The 19,509-nt window shown below is 64.0% G+C and carries 17 protein-coding genes; 6 read left to right on the top strand and 11 right to left on the bottom strand.

What is annotated here, in order from left to right; genetic code table 11:
• The first annotated feature begins 57 nt into the window (after positions 1 to 57).
• Positions 58 to 1,326 carry a carbohydrate porin gene (locus ACK1VC_RS05975; RefSeq protein WP_060518258.1) on the top strand — a complete coding sequence of 423 codons (1,269 nt, stop codon included), beginning with the start codon at positions 58 to 60 and terminating at the stop codon, positions 1,324 to 1,326.
• Positions 1,327 to 1,401: 75 nt separating this feature from the next.
• Here ACK1VC_RS05975 and argE read toward each other — a convergent pair whose 3' ends face one another.
• Both argE and ACK1VC_RS05985 read right to left on the bottom strand, forming a co-directional pair.
• Positions 1,402 to 2,568 carry an acetylornithine deacetylase gene (gene argE, locus ACK1VC_RS05980; protein WP_016487435.1) on the bottom strand — a complete coding sequence of 389 codons (1,167 nt, stop codon included), beginning with the start codon at positions 2,566 to 2,568 and terminating at the stop codon, positions 1,402 to 1,404.
• Positions 2,561 to 3,238 (bottom strand): DUF1028 domain-containing protein, encoded by a 678-nt coding sequence (locus tag ACK1VC_RS05985; RefSeq protein WP_016487436.1) that lies wholly within the window; start codon positions 3,236 to 3,238, stop codon positions 2,561 to 2,563. Before ACK1VC_RS05985 ends, argE begins: the two co-directional genes overlap by 8 nt.
• A gap of 329 nt (positions 3,239 to 3,567) precedes the next feature.
• On the opposite strand from ACK1VC_RS05985, the gene ACK1VC_RS05990 reads away from it, so the two are divergent.
• Both ACK1VC_RS05990 and ACK1VC_RS05995 read left to right on the top strand, forming a co-directional pair.
• Positions 3,568 to 4,887 (top strand): flavin-containing monooxygenase, encoded by a 1,320-nt coding sequence (locus ACK1VC_RS05990; protein WP_016487437.1) that lies wholly within the window; start codon positions 3,568 to 3,570, stop codon positions 4,885 to 4,887.
• Entirely contained in the window at positions 4,887 to 5,303 is a 417-nt protein-coding gene (locus ACK1VC_RS05995) for a RidA family protein (RefSeq protein WP_012271993.1), read from the top strand. The genes ACK1VC_RS05990 and ACK1VC_RS05995 overlap by 1 nt, the downstream gene beginning before the upstream one ends.
• Here ACK1VC_RS05995 and ACK1VC_RS06000 read toward each other — a convergent pair.
• Genes ACK1VC_RS06000 through ACK1VC_RS06015 form a run of 4 tightly spaced genes read right to left on the bottom strand, consistent with a single transcriptional unit; the run spans position 5,294 to position 9,076 of the window.
• On the bottom strand, positions 5,294 to 6,124 hold the full coding sequence (locus tag ACK1VC_RS06000) for a sugar phosphate isomerase/epimerase family protein (protein ID WP_016487438.1): 831 nt from the start codon (positions 6,122 to 6,124) through the stop codon (positions 5,294 to 5,296). The genes ACK1VC_RS05995 and ACK1VC_RS06000 overlap by 10 nt on opposite strands.
• Positions 6,121 to 6,861 (bottom strand): SDR family NAD(P)-dependent oxidoreductase, encoded by a 741-nt coding sequence (locus ACK1VC_RS06005; protein WP_191086675.1) that lies wholly within the window; start codon positions 6,859 to 6,861, stop codon positions 6,121 to 6,123. Before ACK1VC_RS06005 ends, ACK1VC_RS06000 begins: the two co-directional genes overlap by 4 nt.
• A complete protein-coding gene (locus ACK1VC_RS06010; protein WP_191086676.1) occupies positions 6,858 to 8,207 on the bottom strand; it encodes an MFS transporter in 1,350 nt (449 codons plus the stop codon). The genes ACK1VC_RS06005 and ACK1VC_RS06010 overlap by 4 nt, the downstream gene beginning before the upstream one ends.
• A gap of 41 nt (positions 8,208 to 8,248) precedes the next feature.
• Positions 8,249 to 9,076 (bottom strand): amidohydrolase family protein, encoded by an 828-nt coding sequence (locus ACK1VC_RS06015; RefSeq protein WP_145914085.1) that lies wholly within the window; start codon positions 9,074 to 9,076, stop codon positions 8,249 to 8,251.
• Positions 9,077 to 9,222: 146 nt separating this feature from the next.
• Between ACK1VC_RS06015 and ACK1VC_RS06020 the strand changes: the two genes are divergently transcribed.
• The gene (locus tag ACK1VC_RS06020) at positions 9,223 to 10,152 is read left to right on the top strand and encodes a LysR family transcriptional regulator (protein ID WP_016487442.1); all 930 of its coding nucleotides are present in this window, start codon (positions 9,223 to 9,225) and stop codon (positions 10,150 to 10,152) included.
• Between the two features lie 45 nt (positions 10,153 to 10,197).
• On the opposite strand, the gene ACK1VC_RS06025 is transcribed toward ACK1VC_RS06020, so the two are convergent.
• From ACK1VC_RS06025 to pgm, 4 genes are all read right to left on the bottom strand, one after another.
• Positions 10,198 to 12,603 carry a TonB-dependent receptor gene (locus ACK1VC_RS06025; RefSeq protein ID WP_191086677.1) on the bottom strand — a complete coding sequence of 802 codons (2,406 nt, stop codon included), beginning with the start codon at positions 12,601 to 12,603 and terminating at the stop codon, positions 10,198 to 10,200.
• A gap of 65 nt (positions 12,604 to 12,668) precedes the next feature.
• Positions 12,669 to 13,613, bottom strand: coding sequence for a FecR domain-containing protein (locus ACK1VC_RS06030; RefSeq protein ID WP_102667578.1), 945 nt, complete (start codon positions 13,611 to 13,613; stop codon positions 12,669 to 12,671).
• On the bottom strand, positions 13,610 to 14,122 hold the full coding sequence (locus ACK1VC_RS06035) for a sigma-70 family RNA polymerase sigma factor (RefSeq protein ID WP_191086678.1): 513 nt from the start codon (positions 14,120 to 14,122) through the stop codon (positions 13,610 to 13,612). The genes ACK1VC_RS06030 and ACK1VC_RS06035 overlap by 4 nt, the downstream gene beginning before the upstream one ends.
• Positions 14,123 to 14,200: 78 nt before the next feature.
• Positions 14,201 to 15,838 carry a phosphoglucomutase (alpha-D-glucose-1,6-bisphosphate-dependent) gene (gene pgm / locus ACK1VC_RS06040; RefSeq protein ID WP_070086541.1) on the bottom strand — a complete coding sequence of 546 codons (1,638 nt, stop codon included), beginning with the start codon at positions 15,836 to 15,838 and terminating at the stop codon, positions 14,201 to 14,203.
• A gap of 182 nt (positions 15,839 to 16,020) precedes the next feature.
• Here pgm and ACK1VC_RS06045 point away from each other — a divergent pair, with 182 nt between their 5' ends.
• Positions 16,021 to 16,668: a DUF1345 domain-containing protein gene (locus ACK1VC_RS06045; RefSeq protein WP_016487447.1), complete on the top strand. Its 648-nt coding sequence runs from the start codon at positions 16,021 to 16,023 to the stop codon at positions 16,666 to 16,668.
• Positions 16,669 to 16,941: 273 nt separating this feature from the next.
• Entirely contained in the window at positions 16,942 to 17,202 is a 261-nt protein-coding gene (locus ACK1VC_RS06050) for a DUF1652 domain-containing protein (protein WP_016487448.1), read from the top strand.
• Here the strand turns inward: ACK1VC_RS06050 and ACK1VC_RS06055 are convergent.
• Positions 17,199 to 19,286 carry a putative bifunctional diguanylate cyclase/phosphodiesterase gene (locus ACK1VC_RS06055; protein ID WP_016487449.1) on the bottom strand — a complete coding sequence of 696 codons (2,088 nt, stop codon included), beginning with the start codon at positions 19,284 to 19,286 and terminating at the stop codon, positions 17,199 to 17,201. The two genes, ACK1VC_RS06050 and ACK1VC_RS06055, sit on opposite strands and share 4 nt — an antisense overlap.
• Positions 19,287 to 19,509 lie beyond the last annotated feature (223 nt).

Below are 19,509 nucleotides of genomic sequence, written 5' to 3' on the forward strand. Positions count from 1 at the left end.
CCACGCGGGAGCGGGTTCATCTGTGAATGGCCCCTGAATAACAACCGAGACACAGCAATGCCATCCGCAATTCGCATGACCCCTACCCTGCTGCTGGCCTTGGCGAGCACCACTGCCCTGGCCGACGGCGACCTGATGACCCGCAGCACCCTGACCGGTGACTGGGGTGGCCTGCGTCACCAGCTTGAAGACGACGGCGTCAAGTTCACCGGCGACTACAGTGGCGAAACCGCCTACAACGCCCACGGCGGCCTGCACCGCTCGGCGCGCTATTCGCAGAACCTGAAGCTGGGCGTGCAGTTCGACCTGTCGAAACTGTACGGCCTGGACAACGGTGGCAAGGTCCAGCTGACCATCAACGACCGCCGCGGTAACAGTGCCTCGGAAGACCTGGTAGGCAACCGCCTGCCGATCCAGGAAAACTTCGGTGGCCTGTACACCCGCCTGACCGAGCTGAGCTACGAGCGCACCCTGTTCACCCCGGCGCTCAACGTCAAGCTGGGCTACATGGCCATGGGTAACGACCTGGGCGGCCTGGACAGCGGCATCCTGTGCAACTTCATGAACGCCGGCTTCTGCGGCCACCCGCTGAACATGTCCGGCGGCAGTGGCTGGACCAACTACCCCAACGCACACCTGGGCGTGCGGGTGAAATACGACCTGTCGCCGGCCTGGCAACTGCGCGTGGCGGCGTTCAACGTCGACCCTGAGAGCAACGGCAACTCGAGCCGGGCCTGGCATCTGGGCCCCAAGCACACCACTGGCACCGTAGTACCGGTGGAGCTGGTGTACAAGCTGCAGGGTGAACTGCCCGGCGAATACAAGCTGGGCTACTACTACGACAGCTCCGATGTGAAACGCATCGGCAGCGATGACGAAGTAGCCGGCCGTGGCGGCCACTACCTGTTGATCGACCAGGCGGTGTGGAACGACCAACGCTCGCCAGGCCGCAGCCTGCACGCCTTCGGCCAGTACTCGGCATCCAGCAAGGCCGCCTCGCCGTTCACCAAGTGGTATGGCGCCGGCGTGGTGCTGTACAAGCCGTTCGAAGGCCGCCCGAAGGATACCGTGGCGCTGGGTTACGGCCGTGCCGTGCCCAACCCGCGTAGCCGCGATGTGCTGGAAGATGCCGCCTTTGACGCGGGCCAGCAGTTCCCCGACATCGACAGCGCCGAGCAGTTGATCGAACTGAGCTATGGCTACCAGGCAACGCCGTGGCTGAACTTGCGCCCGGATGTGCAGTACATCATCGAGCCGGGGGCGTTCTCGGGGAAGAAGATCGACAACGCGTTGGTGGTTGGCCTGCAGGTCAAGGCCAGCTTCTAACCTGAAGCAGACACCGATCCCTGCAGGAGCGGCCTTGCGTCGCGATGGGCCGCTCCTGCATACGTTCTTACCCTGTCAGACGGCAGCCTGGCGAAGGTAATCCACCAACCTCAGCAGCATGGCATCACACCCGCGCAACTGCTCGACACTGACGAATTCGTCCGGTTTGTGACCTTGGTCCATGCTGCCTGGGCCACACACGACGGTGGGGATACCCGCCTGGTCGAACAACCCGCCCTCGGTGCCAAACGCCACGGTACCGAAATCTTCCGAGCCACTGAGCAACGCCACCAACCGTGCCGCTTCGCTATCAGCCGATGTCGCCAGCCCGGGATACGCGCTCAACGGTTGCAGGCGAATGTCACTGGCCGCATTGACCTTGCGCATGCGCGGCAGCAGCTCGGCCTCTGCATAGGTCTGCAACTGGTCAGCCACTGCCTGCGCCTCGAACCCCGGTAGCGCGCGCACTTCGAAATCGAACTCACACTCTGCCGGCACGATATTCAGCGCCCTGCCCCCTTTGATCACCCCGGTCTGCACCGTGGAGAACGGTGGGTCGAAGCGCGCGTCGTGATGCGCGGGCAATGCCAGCGCCTCACCGATGTCACCCAACTTGCCGATCAGCTTCGCCGCAAACTCGATGGCATTCACCCCATACGGGGCATACGCCGAGTGGCAGGCCGCACCTTGCACCTGGCAGCGCACCGCCAGTTTGCCTTTGTGCCCCAGCACCGGCTTCAGCTCGGTAGGCTCGCCAATCAGGCACAGGCGTGGCTTGTGCGGGCGCTGCTCAAGCGCGGCCAGCATTGAGCGCACCCCCAGGCAACCCACCTCCTCGTCATAGGAAAATGCCAGGTGTACCGGCAGGTGCAACGGCTGGGCAAGAAACGCGGGCACGGCTGCCAGCACCGAGGCGATGAAGCCTTTCATGTCGGCCGTACCGCGGCCATACAGGCGCCCGCCACGTTCGCTCAGGGCAAACGGCTCGACGGTCCAGGCCTGGCCGTCAACCGGCACCACATCGGTGTGCCCTGACAGCACCACGCCGCCAGCATTCAGGGGGCCGATGGTGGCAAACAGGTTGGCTTTGGTGCCCTCGGGGTTATGGAACAGTTCGCTTTCCACCCCCAGCTCGGCCAGGTAATCACGGATAAAGCCGATCAGCTCAAGGTTGGAGTCGCGGCTGACCGTGGCAAAGCCGACCAGCCGGGCCAACAGCGCGCGGCTGGCAAAATCACTCATCGCCAGGCACCCCATAGGAGGGTGCGGCTGTCGGGTTCAACGCACGGGTAACGTAATCCTGCATCTGCGGGCGGTACGCTTGCCACAGGCCATCGAGCACACCGATCGGGTCGGTATCGGCCCAGTCCACGCGCAGGTCCACCAATGGCCAGGTGAGCTCGCCAGCCACCTTCAACGCCGCCGAGTGCACCGGGCCGGCTTCGCCACCAGCGGCCATCGCCGCATGCATGGCAGCCAGCAAGCGGTCGGCCAGGTGCCCGCCGGCCTGCTCGAAGGCCACTACCATCGCTTCAATCACCTGGGTCGAAGACAACAGGTTACCCGCCGCCGCGCATTGCTCACCGGCCACGGCATGGTGCGTGCCCAAAGCCTCACGCCCGGTGAACAGCGCCACCTGACCATGGCTGTCGATCACCGTGACCTGGCGGTATTCGCTCCAGCCATTGGCGCTCAGTACCCGGTCCAGCGCAGCGCCGGGCGGCAACTGGCCCTGCTCCAGGGCATCGAGAATCTGCGGGCCCAGCGCCGGCAAGGTGATGTTCTGGGTGGAAACAGCGCCAACACCCGCACGTACCCAGGGGCAACGGGCGCCCACAGCGATGCTCGACGAACTGATGGCGATGCCGACCTGGCCGGTTTCCTGGCAGCGGCCGATGATGGAGAAGGTCATGGTATAGCTCCTGTTGTCCTGTGCGATGCAGGGCATTCTGGGCGCAACCTTCTAGACCACGAAACCAACATTTTCCGAGGGGTTAGGCAGGAAAAAACTGTGCTGTGGCTGAGGTCGCGCGGCGCTCGATTCCTGCACCCCCCATAAACCAGGACATGCACTGGGCCAACACACACTACACGCCACAAAATCCAAGGCCTTCGCCGTTTTATCGGCAAGCACCAGCTAAATACTATTTTCGCCATTCGTGCAGCATCCCTAGTCTGGCTCCAGGCAACGGCGGTCCTCCAAACCGACCTTACAAAAACCGCCTGAACAAGGGCTCGGACATGACACTGAACAACCTCGAAATCGATACGCTCGTCGTCGGCGCCGGTCAGGCCGGCGTGGCCATGAGCGAACACCTGAACAAGCTTGGCGTGCCGCACCTGGTGCTGGAGCGCAACCGCATCGCCGAGGCCTGGCGTACAGGCCGCTGGGACTCGCTGGTGGCCAACGGCCCGGTCTGGCACGACCGCTTCCCGGGCCTGGAATTCAACCTCGACGCCGACGCTTTCGCAGGCAAGGACCAGGTGGCCGACTACTTCGAGCAGTACGTACGCAAGTACAACCTGCCAGTGCGCACCGGCATCGAAGTGAAGCGCGTGGTGCGCAACAGCGACCGCCCAGGCTTCACCATCGAAACCAATGAAGGGGTGATTCGCGCCAACCGTGTGGTCGCTGCCACGGGTCCGTTCCAGAAACCGGTGATCCCGGCCATCGCACCGAAAGACAGCAACCTGCACCAGATCCACTCCGCCGCCTACTTCAACCCCGAGCAGTTGCCTGAGGGCGCTGTGCTGGTGGTCGGTGCAGGCTCCTCCGGCGTGCAGATTGCCGAAGAACTGATGCGCGCAGGCCGCCAGGTGTACCTGTCGGTCGGTGCCCACGACCGCCCGCCACGGGCCTACCGCAACCGCGATTTCTGCTGGTGGCTGGGTGTGCTGGGTGAGTGGGACGCAGAAATCGCCAAGCCCGGTCGCGAGCACGTGACCATCGCCGTCAGCGGCGCCCGCGGCGGCCACACCGTGGACTTCCGCGCCCTCGCCCATCAAGGCATGACCCTGGTCGGCCTTACCCAGTCGTTCGAAAACGGCGTGGCGCGCTTCCAGGACAACCTGGTCGAGAACATCAACCGCGGCGATGAAAACTACCTGGCCCTGCTGGATGCCGCCGATGCCTACATCGAAAGCAACGGCCTGGACCTGCCTGAAGAACCCGAAGCCCGCACACGCCTGGCCGACCCAGCCTGCATGAGCAACCCGCTGCGCGAACTGGACCTGGCCAACGCCGGCGTTACCAGCATCATCTGGGCCACTGGTTACGGCGTGGACTTCAGCTGGCTGCAGGTGGACACCTTCGATGCCAACGGCAAGCCCCAGCACCAACGCGGCGTGGGCCGCGAACCTGGTGTGTACTTCCTGGGCCTGCCGTGGTTGTCGCGCCGTGGCTCTTCGTTCATCTGGGGCGTGTGGCACGACGCCAAGCACGTCGCCGGCCACATTGCCACGCAACGCACCTACCTGGCCTACCGCGACCGCGAACAGCGCGAGGCGGATGAGCAGCAAGCCAACACGATCAGCAACGTCAGCACCTTCGGAGCCCACTGATGCCTACCCATACTCGCATCCGCATGTTCAACACCAAGGAAACTTACCCCAACCAGACCCTGGACAACGACCTGTGCCAGGCCGTGCGGGCCGGCAATACCATCTACGTGCGCGGTCAGGTCGGTACCGACTTCGAAGGCAAACTGGTGGGCCTGGGTAACCCTCAGGCACAGACCGAGCAAGCCATGAAGAACGTCAAGCAATTGCTTGAAGAAGCAGGCTCCGACCTGTCACACATCGTCAAGACCACCACCTATATCACCGACCCACGTTTCCGCGAGCCGGTGTACAAGGAAGTGGGCAAGTGGCTGAAGGGCGTATTCCCGATCTCCACCGGGCTGGTGGTTGCCGGGTTGGCCCAGGCCGAGTGGCTGATGGAGATCGACGTGATTGCCGTGGTACCGGATCAGGAGTGACCAGCAACCTGCACAGCGGGTGACAGTTGTCGCCTGCCGTGCAGCCAGGCGTGGGTTACCTGTGCTGCCGCTTGCAGCCGATGCTCGGGGGGCAAGCCGGCGCACGGTACCTCCACACTGATGTCCACGTCCCCCGGCAACGCCGCCAGCAACGCTGCCAGCGGCAGTTGCCCTTGGCCCGGCAGCAAACGGCCTTCGCGCGCCTCGGGGATGATCAGCGCTTCTGCGGGCGCCAGCATCGGTGCATCGCACAGTTGCACCGCACGCAGCAAACGCGGGTCGACTGCGGCGATGTCGGCCACCTGGCCACCGGAGCGGAACAGGTGCAACGCATCCACCAGCACGCCACTGTTGGCCTGCCCCGCCCCCGTCACCACCGCACACGCCTGCTGCACAGTCGCCACCGGGCGCCAGCGCATGAACTCAAGGTCCACACGCAGGCCATGGTCCCGCGCCATTTCACACAGCGCTGCAAAGTTCCCGGTCAGCCGCGCAACATCCTCGTCGTCGCCGGACACTGTCAGGCTCAACGCACCCAGTTCGGCACCGGCGGCCAACAGCGCCTGGTAATCGGCAACCCGGGTTTGCGCCGTCAACGACACGAACTCGATGTCCCTCACACGTACGCCTTCCCCTGCCAGCACCGCCCGCAGCTCACGCATTGCCTGGCTACCGGCGGCAACCGGGTAGGCCAACGCACCCGCCATTACCGGGTGCAGGCGCAGCCCCACCGCACTGAATCCGGCGTGGCGCGCCTCGCGTACCAGCCGCGCCGGCGCCAGCTCCAGCGCCGTCAGGTGCGCCACGCCCAGGCCAGTCAATAGGTCGCCCTCCCACCACTGAGGTCGAATACAAAACCGGTGGTAAAGCTGCACTCGGGCCCGGCAATCCAGCTGACCATGTTGGCGATCTCCTCGGCCTTGAGGAAGCGCCCCATGGGGATCTTGGCCTTGCTCGCGGCGATGTGTTCCGCCGTCATCTCGGCCATCAGCGGCGTCTCGACCATGGCCGGTGCCACGCAGTTGAGCAGTACACCGTCCTGGGCCAGTTCCTTGGCCGCTGCCTTGGTGAAGGCGATGACACCGGCTTTGGCGGCCGAATAGGCCGAGATGTACTGCACGCCATCCTTGCCGGCCATGGAGGCGATGTTGACGATGCGCCCGTAACCGCGCTCACGCATGTGCGGGATGGCGGTGCGGCAGCAATAGAACACACCGTTCAGGTCGATGGCGATGACCTTGTCCCAGGCCTCTGGCGGGTACTCCCACGACGCCACCACCGGGCCGTTGATGCCGGCATTGTTGACCAGGATCTGCACTTGCCCCAAGCGTGCCAGCGTCTCGGCGAAAGCCGCCTCCACCGAGGCCAGCAACGACACATCGACCGGCTGGCGCAGCACCGGCTCAAAGCCGTTTTCGACGCTGTCCCAGCCATCGACCGCGAGGTCCCATATCACCACCTGCGCGCCGGCGGCATGCAGGCGCTGGGCGATCGCCAGGCCGATGCCACGCATGCCACCGGTCACGATTGCGGTCTGGCCTTGCAGGTACTGGCTCATTGTTTAGCTCCATTTTCTTCAGAAGGAATTTCCGGCAAGCGACGCAGGTCGCTGACCATGAACAGGTAGCACAGCGCCCCCATCACGGTGATCGACGACACGAACGCCAGGGCCCACACGAACGAGCCGGTCAGCGAAACGATGATGCCGATGGTCAGGGGTGTCACAATGCCCGCCGCGTTGGCAAACAGGTTGAACAGCCCACCACTGAGGCCCAGCAAACCTTTGGGGGCGATATCGGACACGATCATCCAGGCCAGCGCCGACATGCCCTGGGCGAAATAGGCGATGCACAGGATGGTGATGACCAGCGCGTCGGACTCGACGTAGTTGGCCAGCACGATCACCGAGGCGGTAAGCAACCCGGCGATGACTGGCAGCTTGCGCGCTACGTTCAGCGAGTAGCCACGGCGTAGCAAGGCGTCCGACAGCCATCCGCCGACCAGTGTGCCCAGCGAAGCGGCAATGAACGGCAGCACCGCCACCCAGCCGACCTTGAGCCAGGGCATGTGCCGCTCGGTCACCAGATAGGTGGGGAACCAGGTCAGGAAGAACACGTTGGTGGAGTTGCAGGCGAACTGCCCCAGGCAGATGCCCAGCATGTTGCGGTGCTTGAGCAGCGCCGGGATCTGCGACCAGCGGAACGAGGTGGCTTTCTGCCCGCCATCGACCACCCCGCCACCGGCGGCGATGTAGTCAAGTTCGGCCTGGTTGGCGGTGGTCGACTCGTGTGGTTCATGGTACTTGCGCCACCACACCAGGCCATAGAGGATGCCCACCAGGCCCACGGCCAGCAGCAGAAAGCGCCAGCCATAGGCGTGCAGCACCCAGAACAGCAGCGGCGTCAGGAACGCCAGCCCGGTGTATTCGGCAAAGGTGTAGATACCCGTCGCCCGGGCCCGCTCACTCTGCGGGAACCAGGTAGCCACCACCCGGCTGTTGGTAGGGAAGCACGGTGCTTCGGTCATGCCCACCAGAAAGCGCATGCCCAGCAACGACATAAAGCCCTGCGCCAGCCCTTGCAGGCCGGTGAACAGCGACCACAGCGTCAGCGCCAGCCAATAGGTGAGCTTGGTGCCCAGCCGGTCGATGAGGATGCCACCCGGGATCTGCGCGGCGGCGTAGGTCCACGAGAAGGCAGAAAAGATCACCCCCATCATTGCCGCGTTCAGGCCCAGGTCGGCACTGATGCTGGGCGCGGCAATGCCCATCACGCTGCGGTCGAGGTAGTTGATCATGGTGCCGCCCGAAATCAGCGCCAGAATCATGAAGCGGGTGCGGGTGCGTTGCTGCGCGCGTGCCGGGGTGTCAAACACCCCAAGGCTGGCGTTCTGTTCAGTGTTCATGACGGTTGCTCTCTTGTTATTGGAATGGCAAAAACCAGGTTCTAGGCGAACCCGAACAAGCGTCGGGGGGTGTCCCACATCACCGTGCGGCGCAGCCGGGCATCCGGCATCAGGCGCTCGGCCAGTTTCAGCAGCGGGCCGTAGTCCACCCGCGAGCGTTGGCGGATGAACGGCCAGTCCGAGCCCCATACGCAGGCATGCGCACCAAAGGCTTCGAGCAGGGCGTGCACGTAGGCGCTGCTTTGCTCCAGCAACGCCTCACTTGCAGCGAACTTCTGCATGCCTGACAGCTTGACACTGGCGCGGCCACTGTCAGCCAGTTGCAACAACGCCTGAAAGCCCGGTTGCTGCACGCCGGCCGCCACGTCCGGCCGACCGCAGTGGTCGATCAGCAAGCGTGCACGTGAGCCCTCGAGCAGGCGGCGCAGTTCAAGCAGCTGGTCATCGCATACCTGCACCTGGGCGAACAGACCGAGCTCGGCAAGCTTGCCGAACAGCCCGTCAACGTCCTTGAGGCTGGCTACCCCGTAAAGCGCGGGGTTGAAGGCGATGCCGACCACGCCCTGCGCCTGCAGCGCAGCCAGGGCATCGAGGTGGATACCCGCCTCGACCACGGCCACGCCTTTGAACCGCCCCTGCCCGGTGGCCAAGGCATGCAACAGGCAGCGGTTGTCGGTGTGGTAGCCACTGTTGGGGCCTACCAGCAAGGCATGTTGCACGCCGTAGGCATCCATCACCTGGGTGAACTGTTCCTGGGTGGCGACTTCCTGCCCGGAGGGCGCATAGGGTGCGTCGGGGTGGTAAGGGAAACGGGCGGGATCAAACAAATGGTTATGGCAATCGATCTTCGGTTCGTCAAAGATGTTCACGCAACACTCCCGGCAAGCGCCACTGCACTGGCCTTCAGATCTTGTTATTGTGCGCCGCAAGGCGATTTGGCTGGGTTCAAGATACTGCGTGGCCGGGTTTGACGCTCATACCCAGATGGCCAAGACCATAACCGAAGGTAATACACATGCTGCTTGGCAACGAAGGCGCAGACACGAGCCCCATGGTGTTCAAACTGCGGCACATGGAAGTGTTCCGTGCGGTGATGCTGACCGGCTCGATCAGCGCGGCGGCCAAGCTGCTGTACGTATCGCAGCCAGCTGTCAGCAAGCTGATCCAGTACATAGAGGGGCGTTTGACCTACCGCCTGTTCGAGCGCATCAACAACCGCCTGGTGCCCACGGCCGAGGCGCAGGTGCTGTTCCGTGAAGTCGAGCGGGTGTACCAGGCGGCGCTGGAGGTTAACGAATGCGCCCTGTCACTGGGCGCAGGCGGCCACCGCAAGCTGCGCATCTCGTGCAGCGCTTCGCTGTCCACAGTGGTGATCCCGATTGCCCTGGCCCAACTCAAACGGGAGGCACCTTCGCTGAACATCGAGTGGCAAACCTCGCTGATGGGCGAGATGCCCAACCAGATCCTGTCGAAAAAGGTCGACCTGTCGATTGCCGCCCTGCCCGTGGTACACGATCACCTGCATTCGCAGGCCTTCATGCGCGGGCGTATGGTGGTGGTGATGCCACCCGATCACGCTTTGGCCAGGCATACCTCGCTGACCTTGCAGCAACTGGAAGGCCATGCGCTGCTGCTGTTCAGGCCCGACATGCCCTTTGGCAAACTGCTGGCCGGGCACATCGAGCGGCACGGCGTGCAGTTGCCGTCGCTGTTGTCGTTTACCAATGCCAACGAGGCGGTGGCGCTGGTCAAGCAAGGCATGGGCATCAGCGTGATCGACGAATTCGTGGCGCAGGACAGCGGCCTGGCGGTGGTGCCGCTGGCGGACGAAATTCACTTCGACATCAGCTTTGTCTATTCGCGCTTCGAGCCGCCGTCGCATGCCGCGATGCACCTGATGCGCGTGTTGCAGGGCCAGGCGCAAAAGCTTGGGCGGGCGATGTAGGCTGATCAGTCCATTGGGGCCGCTTTGCGGCCCCGGCTGTTTGAGCTAGAAACCTACGGTTGCCGATAGCAGGTAGGTCCGCGGCGTGGAAAGGGTCAGCCCCGGTTCACTGTCATCCGAGGCCCCGGCCGAGCTCCAGTAGCGATCATCCAGCACGTTCTCGACACTGGCCCGCAAGGTAACCTCGGTAGCGTCCACGTTGAAGGCATAACGCGCCCCCAGGTCGTAACGCTCCCAGCCATCGATCTGCTTGCTGTTGTTCTGGTCCAGGTATTGCGAGCTGGAGTGAATGCCCCGCGCCGTCAGGGTCAGGCCGTGCACCCCCGGCACATCCCATTCGGCGCCGAGGTTGACGTTGTACTCGGGGGTGGCCGGCGCGCGGTTGCCATCAACGGCGCCACCCACGGTATCGGTCAGCTCGCTGTCGATGTACATCACCCCGCCCAGCACCCGCACCCCTTGCATGGGTTCACCGAACACGCTCAACTCGATACCGCGGTTGTCACGCTTGCCATTGGGGCCGAACACCCGCGAAGTGGCGTTGGTTTCGTACGCCGGCTGGCGGATGCGGAAGGCACTGGCGGTAAAGGCGACCTGGCCCAGGTCGTACTTGGCCCCTACCTCGACCTGGCGGCTGGTGAAAGGCGGGAAGATCTGGTCTTCGTTGATCGAGGTCGACGGTGCGATCTTGCCTTGGCTCAGGCCTTCCATGTAGTTGGCGTACAGCGACAGCTGATCGGTGACTTTGAGCAACACGCCCCCAGAAGGCGAGACCTTTTCTTCATCGTAGGCGGTGTCGCCTTTGACGCCGTCGCTCCAGTCATCCACTTGCACCCGCTGCCAGCGCGCCCCCAGGGTCAGCAGCAGGCGGTCATCGAAAAACCCGAGGGTGTCGGCCAGCGCCACGCCGGAGAAGCGGTTCTCGGTGTAGACCTCTGGATCGATGCGCGTCGGCGTACCCGGTGTCGGCGTCGCTATCGGGTTGTAGAGGTTACTGGGCGCCGAAGCATAGCGGGCGCCGCCGTTGGTGAAGTCCATGTAGAAGTAGGTGGCGGCCAGGTTCAGCTCGTGGCTGACAGGCCCGGTGTGGAACCAGTTGCGCACACCCGCCATGGCGGTGCGCACCGTTTCATCGCGGGTAAAATCCCGAGGCTGCACGCTGAAGTCGCCGGCATCGTTGGTGATGGACACGTTGTGCCGCAGGAAGTCATGGTTGCTTTTGCGCGCGCCGACTGCACCATACGCCAGCAGCGACTCGCTGACGTCGTACTCGGCATGCAGTGCGCCAAAGGTGTCGTTGGTGCGCGCCTTGCTCCAGGCCTGGGCATAGTTGCGCCGTACATCGTTGGCATCCGGCACTCTGGCGTTGGCACCGACCAGCACACGCTCTTGCGGCGCATCGGTGTCACGCTGGGTGTGGCCGAGGTCTGCCGACAACCGCAGGCGCTCGCCACGAAAATCCAGGCCCAGCACCGCCATCTCGCGCTCGACGCGCTGGTGGTCCCATTCGGTATCACCCGACTGCTTCACACCGTTGAAGCGCACGCCAAACTGCTGGCCTTCGCCAAAGCGCCGACCAACGTCCACCGCGCCGCCTGCCTGACCAGCCGACGCGTAGCTGCCGGTGAACTCGGTGATCGGCTTGTCGCCGGCCCGCTTGGGCTGCACGTTGATACCGCCGCCCACGCTGCCACGCGGCGAAATGCCGTTGATCAACTGGCTGGGGCCTTTGATGATGTCGACCCGGTCGGCCATTTCCATGTCGATCGAGTAGGTCGGCAAGATGCCGTACAGGCCGTTGTACGCCACGTCACTGTTGAACAGGCTGAAGCCGCGAATGGTGAACTGCTCGAAACGCCCACCCGCCGGGTTGGTGGCCCGCACCGAGGGGTCGCTGGCGATGAGCTCGCCCAAGGTGCGCGCTTGCTGGTTCTTCACCAGCTCGTGGGTGTAACTGGTGATGCTGAACGGGGTTTCCATGAAGTCGCGCGCGCCAAGCAGCCCCTGGGCGCCCTGGCGTGCCACCTGGCCACCGGCATAAGGCTGAACATCGCCACCCGCCGCCAGGCCGCCAACAATGCTGGTTGGGGCAATTTCCAGCGCCCCGCCCGCCTGAGGCGCCGGCGCCAGCGTGAATGCGCCCTCACCCACTGGCAGCAACTGCAGGCCGCTGCCACGCAGCAGCTGCAGGAAGCCTTCTTCAACACTGTAGCTACCAGACAGGCCGTTACTCTGCCGGCCCTGGACCAGTGCCGGGTCCAGCGATAGGCTGACGCCGGCCTGGTCGGCAAACCGGGTAAGCGCGGCGCCCAGGCTGGCGGCCGGTACCTGATAGGCACGTCGCTCCGCCTGATCAGCCCAGGTGGGTGCAGACAACAACAGGCTCATGGCAAACAACGGACGCACTGCGCGCACCAGTGGGCGCAAGCGGCAAGACATTACTGCAGGCATTGACAAGGCTCCCCTTTAGTTTCTCCTACCGGTAATGACCGGCAAGTGAAAAAAAGGGGACAGCCTCAAGCACGATGCTCTCGCGCAGCCAGGGTCACCCAGTAGCGCGTGCGTGCCTGCACTTGCAACGCAAGGCTGGCGGCAAGCAAGTCCAGCACCCGATCGGTATCGTCGAGACGGAAAGTACCGGTCACCCGGAGCTGTTCCAGTTCTGGCGCCCAGCGCAGCACACCAGGCCGATACCGTCGCAGTTCATGCAACAGCTCGCCCAAGGGTCGGTCATCCAGGCGCAGCACGCCTTCGCGCCAGCCCAGCGGCCAGTCGTTCAGGGCTGTAACGGGGCCGATGCCAGCCTTCTGCAAGCTGGCCTGTTGCCCGGCGTGCAGCACCCGGGCCGCGCCACGCAGTGGCTGCAGGCTGGCCAGCCCGTTGACGACTGAAACCCGGCAGCCTTCATCGACCAGGCGCAAACACACTTCACCTGCATTGAGGGCAATCTGACCGTAGGGCACCTGCACGGCCAGGCTCGCGCTGTCGGGTACCCTGAGTGCCATTTCGCCGCGCAACAGCGTCAGCCGGCGCGCGCCCAGGTCGATATCCACCGCACTGTCAGTGTTCAACTGTAAAAAAGTGCCATCGCTCAGCAGCACCTGCCGGCGCTCACCTACCCCTGTGCGCATGTCCGCCGTCCAGGCCTCGAGCGGCAGCTCCCGGCTTGCCAGCCAGGCGGCCGGTAGCAGCGCCGCGACACCCAAGGCTTGCTTGAGCAGCGCGCGGCGGCCGGCGTCCGGGCGGTCAAGGGTGGCCATGGCCAACGCCCCGGGCAACCCGGAAAAACGCTCGCGCAGCAGTGATGCCTTTTGCCAGGCGTGTTCGTGCAGGCTGTTGCTGGCCCGCCACTGTGCCAGGCGCAGCAAATCAGTCTCGCTGGCGTCGCCAGAATCCAGCAACGCCAGCCAGCGGGCGGCAGCACGCACCGCTTCACGGGTTTCGGGGGAGTGGGTGGTCATTGCAACTCGGCCAGCAGGCAATGTTCGTAAGCCTGCGCCATGTAGCGTTTGACGGAGCGCTCGCACACGCCCAGGCGCGTGCCGATCTCGGCATAGCCCAGGCCTTCGAGCTGGCTCCAGAGAAAAGCCTTGCGGACCGGCGCCTTCAGGCCATCAAGCAGCTCATCCAGGGCTTGCAGGGTTTCCAGTAACAGCCAGCGCTGCTCTGGCGAGGGTACGTGCTGCTCGGGCAGATGCGCCAAGGCATCAAGGTAGGCCTGTTCCAGGCTGCGCCGCTGGTGGAAGTTGCTCAGCAGCCGCTTGCCCACCGTCAGCAGGTAGGCGCGCGGCTCACGAATGTCTGCCAATGGCTGGGCACTGGCCAGCACCCGCAGAAAGGTTTCCTGGCTAAGGTCAGCGGCATCCCAGGCATTGCCCAGGCGCCGGCGTAACCAGGTTTCAAGCCAGCTGCGATGCTCCCGGTACAGGGTAGGCAGGCTAGGCTCCGGTGGCGGCGCGACGTCGATCATGGGGATGGCCCTGCGGCGGCGTAAATAGGATTAATTCTAATTTACGTTACGCCGCAGCACCAAGCGGTTTGTTACCGGTCAGGCAATCGCCGCATCCACCAACACCTGCGCTTCTTGTACCAGGCGCTGCAAGTGCGCCTCGTCGATGAAGCTTTCGGCGTAGATCTTGTAGATGTCCTCGGTGCCCGACGGCCGCGCGGCGAACCAGCCGTTGGCAGTCATCACCTTCAGCCCGCCAATCGCCTGGCCATTGCCTGGTGCGTGGCTGAGGATCTGCACGATTGGCTCACCGGCCAGTTCGGTCGATTTCACCTGCTCCGGCGCCAGCTTGCTCAGCAACGCCTTCTGCCGCGCATCGGCCTTGGCCTCGACACGGGTGGCGAACGGCTTGCCCAGCGCGTCAGTCAGGTCGGCATAGGCCTGGCTCGGGTTGCGACCGGTGCGGGCGGTCATCTCGGCGGCCAGCAAGGCCGGGATCAGCCCGTCCTTGTCGGTCGCCCAGACCGAACCATCACGGCGCAGGAACGACGCACCGGCACTCTCTTCGCCGCCAAAGCCAAGCGAGCCGTCAAACAACCCCTGGGCAAAGTACTTGAAGCCCACCGGCACTTCGTACAGCTCACGGCCCAGGCGCTGGGTGACGCGGTCGATCAGGCCGCTGGACACCACGGTCTTGCCCACGGCGGCGTCGGTGCGCCATTGCGGGCGGTGGCGGAACAGGTAGTCGATGGCGACGGCCAGGTAGTTGTTCGGCGCCAGCAGGCCGTCCGAGGTGACGATGCCGTGGCGGTCGTGGTCCGGGTCGCAGGCAAAGGCCACGTCGAAGCGCTCGCGCAGGCCGATCAGGCCTTGCATGGCGTATGGCGAGGAAGGGTCCATGCGGATCTGGCCGTCCCAGTCGACGGTCATGAAGCGGAAGGTCGGGTCCACCTCGGTGTTCACTACTTCCAGGTCCAGCTTGTAGTGTTCGGCAATGGCCGACCAGTAGCGCACCCCTGCCCCGCCCAACGGGTCGACGCCCAGGCGCAGCTTGGCGCTGCGGATGATGTCGAAGTCGATGACGTTTTCCAGGTCCGCCACATAGCTGCTCACGTAGTCGTGGCGCTGGGTGGTCGGCGCCTTCAGCGCCTGGGCATGGTCCATACGCTTGACGCCGGCCAGGTTCGCTGCCAGCAACTCGTTGGCCTTGGCCTCGACCCATTTGGTCACGTCGCTGTCGGCAGGGCCACCATTGGGCGGGTTGTACTTGAAGCCACCGCTTTGCGGCGGGTTGTGCGACGGGGTGATGACGATGCCGTCGGCCAGGCCCTGCTGGCGGCCACGGTTGTAGCAAAGAATGGCGTGGGATACGGCCGGGGTGGGCGTGTATTCGTCGTCCTTGGACAGCATCACCTGCACACCATTGGCTGCCAGCACTTCCAGCGCACTGGCAGTGGCCGGCGCCGACAGTGCGTGGGTGTCGGCGCCGATGAACAGCGGCCCATCGATGCCCTTTTCCTGGCGGTACAGGCAGATGGCCTGGGTGATGGCCAGCACGTGGTATTCGTTGAAACTCAATTCAAGCGAAGTGCCCCGGTGCCCTGAGGTGCCGAAGGCCACTCGCTGGGCCGCCACGGCAGCGTCGGGGCGGCCGGTATAGTAGGCGGTGAGCAGTCGGGGAATATCGACCAGCACACTTGCCGGAGCCGGCTTGCCTGCCAAAGGACTGAGCGTCATGCAAAAACCTCGAGTTCAACGGATGTTGGTGTTGGAGCATGCAGTGTACTGAGAGTTGCAATGCCGCGCGACGGGCGACATCAAAGAATCAGCATGTGCACCGTGCCCTTGTAGGCGCGTGAAGCAGAGACAGCGCGTAAACGGTCTAGAGTAGTAGCCACCCCCCCAGTAAATGAGGCCCCATGGCTTTTCACCGCCTGACCCGAACCCACCCCCGCCTGAGCATCGCCGCCGCAGTCGGCCTTGTCGGCGCCTGGCTGATCCCCGCCGGTGACACCGTCCAGCACATCCTCGCCGGCTGGAACCTCGGCGTATGGCTATACCTGCTGCTGGTGCTGTACCTCACCTGGGGCGCCAGCCCGGAAAAAGTCCGCAGGGTGGCCCGTGTCGAAGACGAAAACGCAGGCATGGTGCTGCTCACGGTGTGCATCGCTGCCATCGCCAGCCTCGCCGCGGTCACCCTGCAACTGGTGTCCAGCAAAGGCTTGCAGGGCACGGCACTGGCCCTGCACTACCTCTACACCGGCCTGACCGTGGCCGGCTCCTGGCTGCTGATCGGCTGTATTTTCAGCCTGCATTACGCCCGCCTGTTCTATACCGGACGCAACCATGAACCACCGTTACGTTTCGCCGACGGCGAGCGCAACCCGGATTATTGGGACTTTCACTACTTCTCCTTCACCATCAGCGTGGCCGTGCAAACCTCCGACGTAGGCGTTGCCGGCAGGCAACTGCGCAGGGTGGTGCTGGCACATTCGCTGGTGGGTTTCGTGTTCAATACGGCGATCCTAGGGTTCACCATCAACATCGCGGCCGGGCTGCTGGGGTGAGCCTGCCGCTCGTCCGAAAAGTGTTTCGCCGATACCCCGTGAAAACGTACGGCTTGACGCGGATAACCGCTGCTATCGCGCGATGTAAACGTTTGCCTGAACGCAGCTGGCTTATGGGCATGCTCCCACGGATGTGAGCCAAGTCATGGATTGCTACATTTGTCATGTTTGCAGCCGAGAATCACCCGTAGCAACTGCTATGTTTACATTCCCGGCAGCCACATGGGTGTGGCTGGCTGCTCACCACGTCCAGGCACGGACAAGGAGGCTGGCATGAACAAAATGACGTTCCCCAACGCCTGCCAGGTGATGCGCTGGCACTTTCATCCATTGGGCTTCGAAGCCAACATGGATGCGCCCCGCAGCATGGTCGCGCGGCTGTTCGACCGCACCACCGGCGAAACCCTGATGGCCATCGCCGGCATCCCGTGTGCCGCAATCATGGCCGCAGCCGATGTGGAGCGCATCATCGAAGCCGTCGAAGCGGAAATGGACGCGTTCATACCCGCCCTCTCCTTGCGCAGCGCTGGCTAACCTGCGGCGCTCTTGTCCTGGTGCAACGCCTGCAACTTGGCCATGAACTGCTCGGCCGGTACCGGCTGCCCTAGCAGATAACCTTGCAGCGAATCACAACCCAGACGGGTCAGGAAGTCCTGCTGCCTGTCGGTTTCCACCCCTTCGGCAACGATGCGCAGGCCCAGCGCCTGGCCCAACGCGACGATTGCCGAGACAATCGCTGCATCGTCACTGTCCTGCTCCAGGTCTCGCACAAAGCCACGGTCGATCTTCAACTCGTTGGCCGGCAGGCGCTTGAGGTACATCAGGCTGGAGTAGCCGGTGCCAAAATCATCGATGGACAGGTCCACGCCCATGTCAGACAGGCGTTGCAGCACGGTCAGGCTGGCATCGGCATCGTGCATGGCGGTGGTCTCGGTAATTTCCAGGGTCAGGCAATTGGCCGGCAGGCCGTTCTCCCGCAGGGCCCGGGCCACACTCTCGACCAACCCTGCATGGCAGAACTGGATGGCCGACAGGTTCACCGCCATGCGCCAGCCCGCGTGCCCCTGGTCCAGCCAATGGCGCATCTGCCGGCAGGCTTCGTCAAGCACCCATTCACCGATCGGGATGATCAGGCCGGTCTTTTCTGCCAAGCCGATGAAGCGGTCGGGCAGCAACAGACCGTGCTGCGGGTGTTCCCAGCGCAACAAAGCCTCGGCACCAATCGGCAGGCAGGCCTGGGCGTCGAACTTGGGCTGGTAATGCAACCGGAACTGGCGTTGTTCCAGCGCCTGACGCAGGTCCTGCAGCAGTTGAAGTTGCTGACGTGCATTGCTGTTCATCGACGCGTCAAAGAAGCTGTAGCCGTTCTTGCCGGCGCTTTTGGCGTGGTACATGGCGGCATCGGCATTGCGCAACAGTTCGTGTTGGTCCTGGCCATTGCCGGGGTACAGGACGATGCCCAGGCTCGCCGACAGTTGCAGGTCGTGCTCGGCCACGCGAAATGGCCGCGACACCAGATTCACCTGCTTGACCGCCACGTCCATGGCATCGTCAGGCTCGTGCAGCTCTACCAGCAGCACGAATTCGTCCCCGCCGATGCGCGCCAGGGTGTCCTGGCTGTGCAGGTGGCCGCGCAGGCGTGCCGCTACGGCCTTGAGCAGCAGGTCACCTATATGGTGGCCAAAGGCATCGTTGACCGGCTTGAAGCCGTCCAGGTCGATGAACATCAGGGCAAAACAGCCGCCCTGCTCCGCCACCTTGGCGATGGCTTGCTCGATGCGGTCGGCCAGCAGGGTACGATTGGGCAGATCTGTAAGGGTGTCGTGCAGGGCCAGCTGGGTCAGTTCCTGGTTGGCCAGTGTCAGCGAACGGGCCAACTCGGCTGTGCGCGCCTCAAGGCGGGCATCCAGCACCGAGGTCAGCAAGGCCACCGCCAGCACCGCCAGGGTAGTGATCAGCACCAGATAGACGAGGCCGTCGCCCTGCAGCCCGCCGCCCAGCGCACCACAGAAGCTGCCTACGGGGAAATTCGCCGCCGCCATGCCGGTGTAATGCATGCCCACGATCGCAATGCCCATCACCACCGCCGCCAGACCACGGATCTGCCGCACATAAGGGGTGTGCCTGCGCAGACGGAAGGCGATCCACAACGCCGCCGCCGAGGCCCCCACGGCAATCAGCAGCGAGGCGCCGAACAATGTGGGGTCGTAATCGATGCCCGGTAGCATGCGCATCGCCGCCATGCCGGTGTAGTGCATGCAAGCGATACCGGCCCCCATGATCAGTGCGCCGAACCCCAGTTGCAGCCCCGGCAGGCTCGGCTGGCTCACCAGCCACAAGGCAAACCCCGAGGACAGCACGGCGATCAACAGCGAGAACGCGGTCAAGGCAAGATCGTAACCCAGATCGATGGGCAGGCTGAACGCAAGCATGCCAATGAAGTGCATCGACCACACGCCGATGCCCATGGCCAGCCCGCCGCCGCCCATCCAAAGGTAGGCAGCCCGGCCCTTGGCGGTGGCGATGCGGCCAGTCAGGTCAAGGGCGGTATAGGACGCCAGAATCGCCACGCACAGCGAAATCAACACCAGTGAAGAGGAGTAGCTACCGGTCAGCATTGGGAATTCCAGCGACGGGACAGGGGGCCCGGCAAAAGCTGACGATTGTACTCAAGCTTAAGCGAAACGCACGGGGTTTTTGCGAATGGGAATGGATCCAATAAGGCCCATGGCCATTGTGGGAGCGGGCTTGTCCCGCGAAGGGGTTTACGCGGTGCATGGCACCGGCTGTGCCGGTGTTCGCGGGGCAAGCCCGCTACCACAGAGGTTGCAAAACCAGGTG

The organism is Pseudomonas sp. XP2 (assembly GCF_053557975.1).

Excerpts from the sequence above, each read along its gene's own strand:
- ACK1VC_RS06010 (WP_191086676.1), bottom strand. The coding sequence starts at position 8,207 with ATGAACACTGAACAGAACGCCAGCCTTGGGGTGTTTGACACCCCGGCA.
- ACK1VC_RS06030 (WP_102667578.1), bottom strand. The coding sequence starts at position 13,613 with ATGACCACCCACTCCCCCGAAACCCGTGAAGCGGTGCGTGCTGCCGCC.
- ACK1VC_RS06005 (WP_191086675.1), bottom strand. The coding sequence starts at position 6,861 with ATGAGCCAGTACCTGCAAGGCCAGACCGCAATCGTGACCGGTGGCATG.
- ACK1VC_RS05995 (WP_012271993.1), top strand. The coding sequence starts at position 4,887 with ATGCCTACCCATACTCGCATCCGCATGTTCAACACCAAGGAAACTTAC.
- pgm (WP_070086541.1), bottom strand. The coding sequence starts at position 15,838 with ATGACGCTCAGTCCTTTGGCAGGCAAGCCGGCTCCGGCAAGTGTGCTG.
- ACK1VC_RS06050 (WP_016487448.1), top strand. The coding sequence starts at position 16,942 with ATGAACAAAATGACGTTCCCCAACGCCTGCCAGGTGATGCGCTGGCAC.
- ACK1VC_RS06055 (WP_016487449.1), bottom strand. The coding sequence starts at position 19,286 with ATGCTGACCGGTAGCTACTCCTCTTCACTGGTGTTGATTTCGCTGTGC.
- ACK1VC_RS06020 (WP_016487442.1), top strand. The coding sequence starts at position 9,223 with ATGCTGCTTGGCAACGAAGGCGCAGACACGAGCCCCATGGTGTTCAAA.
- ACK1VC_RS05975 (WP_060518258.1), top strand. The coding sequence starts at position 58 with ATGCCATCCGCAATTCGCATGACCCCTACCCTGCTGCTGGCCTTGGCG.
- argE (WP_016487435.1), bottom strand. The coding sequence starts at position 2,568 with ATGAGTGATTTTGCCAGCCGCGCGCTGTTGGCCCGGCTGGTCGGCTTT.
- ACK1VC_RS05990 (WP_016487437.1), top strand. The coding sequence starts at position 3,568 with ATGACACTGAACAACCTCGAAATCGATACGCTCGTCGTCGGCGCCGGT.
- ACK1VC_RS06045 (WP_016487447.1), top strand. The coding sequence starts at position 16,021 with ATGGCTTTTCACCGCCTGACCCGAACCCACCCCCGCCTGAGCATCGCC.
- ACK1VC_RS06025 (WP_191086677.1), bottom strand. The coding sequence starts at position 12,603 with ATGCCTGCAGTAATGTCTTGCCGCTTGCGCCCACTGGTGCGCGCAGTG.
- ACK1VC_RS05985 (WP_016487436.1), bottom strand. The coding sequence starts at position 3,238 with ATGACCTTCTCCATCATCGGCCGCTGCCAGGAAACCGGCCAGGTCGGC.
- ACK1VC_RS06035 (WP_191086678.1), bottom strand. The coding sequence starts at position 14,122 with ATGATCGACGTCGCGCCGCCACCGGAGCCTAGCCTGCCTACCCTGTAC.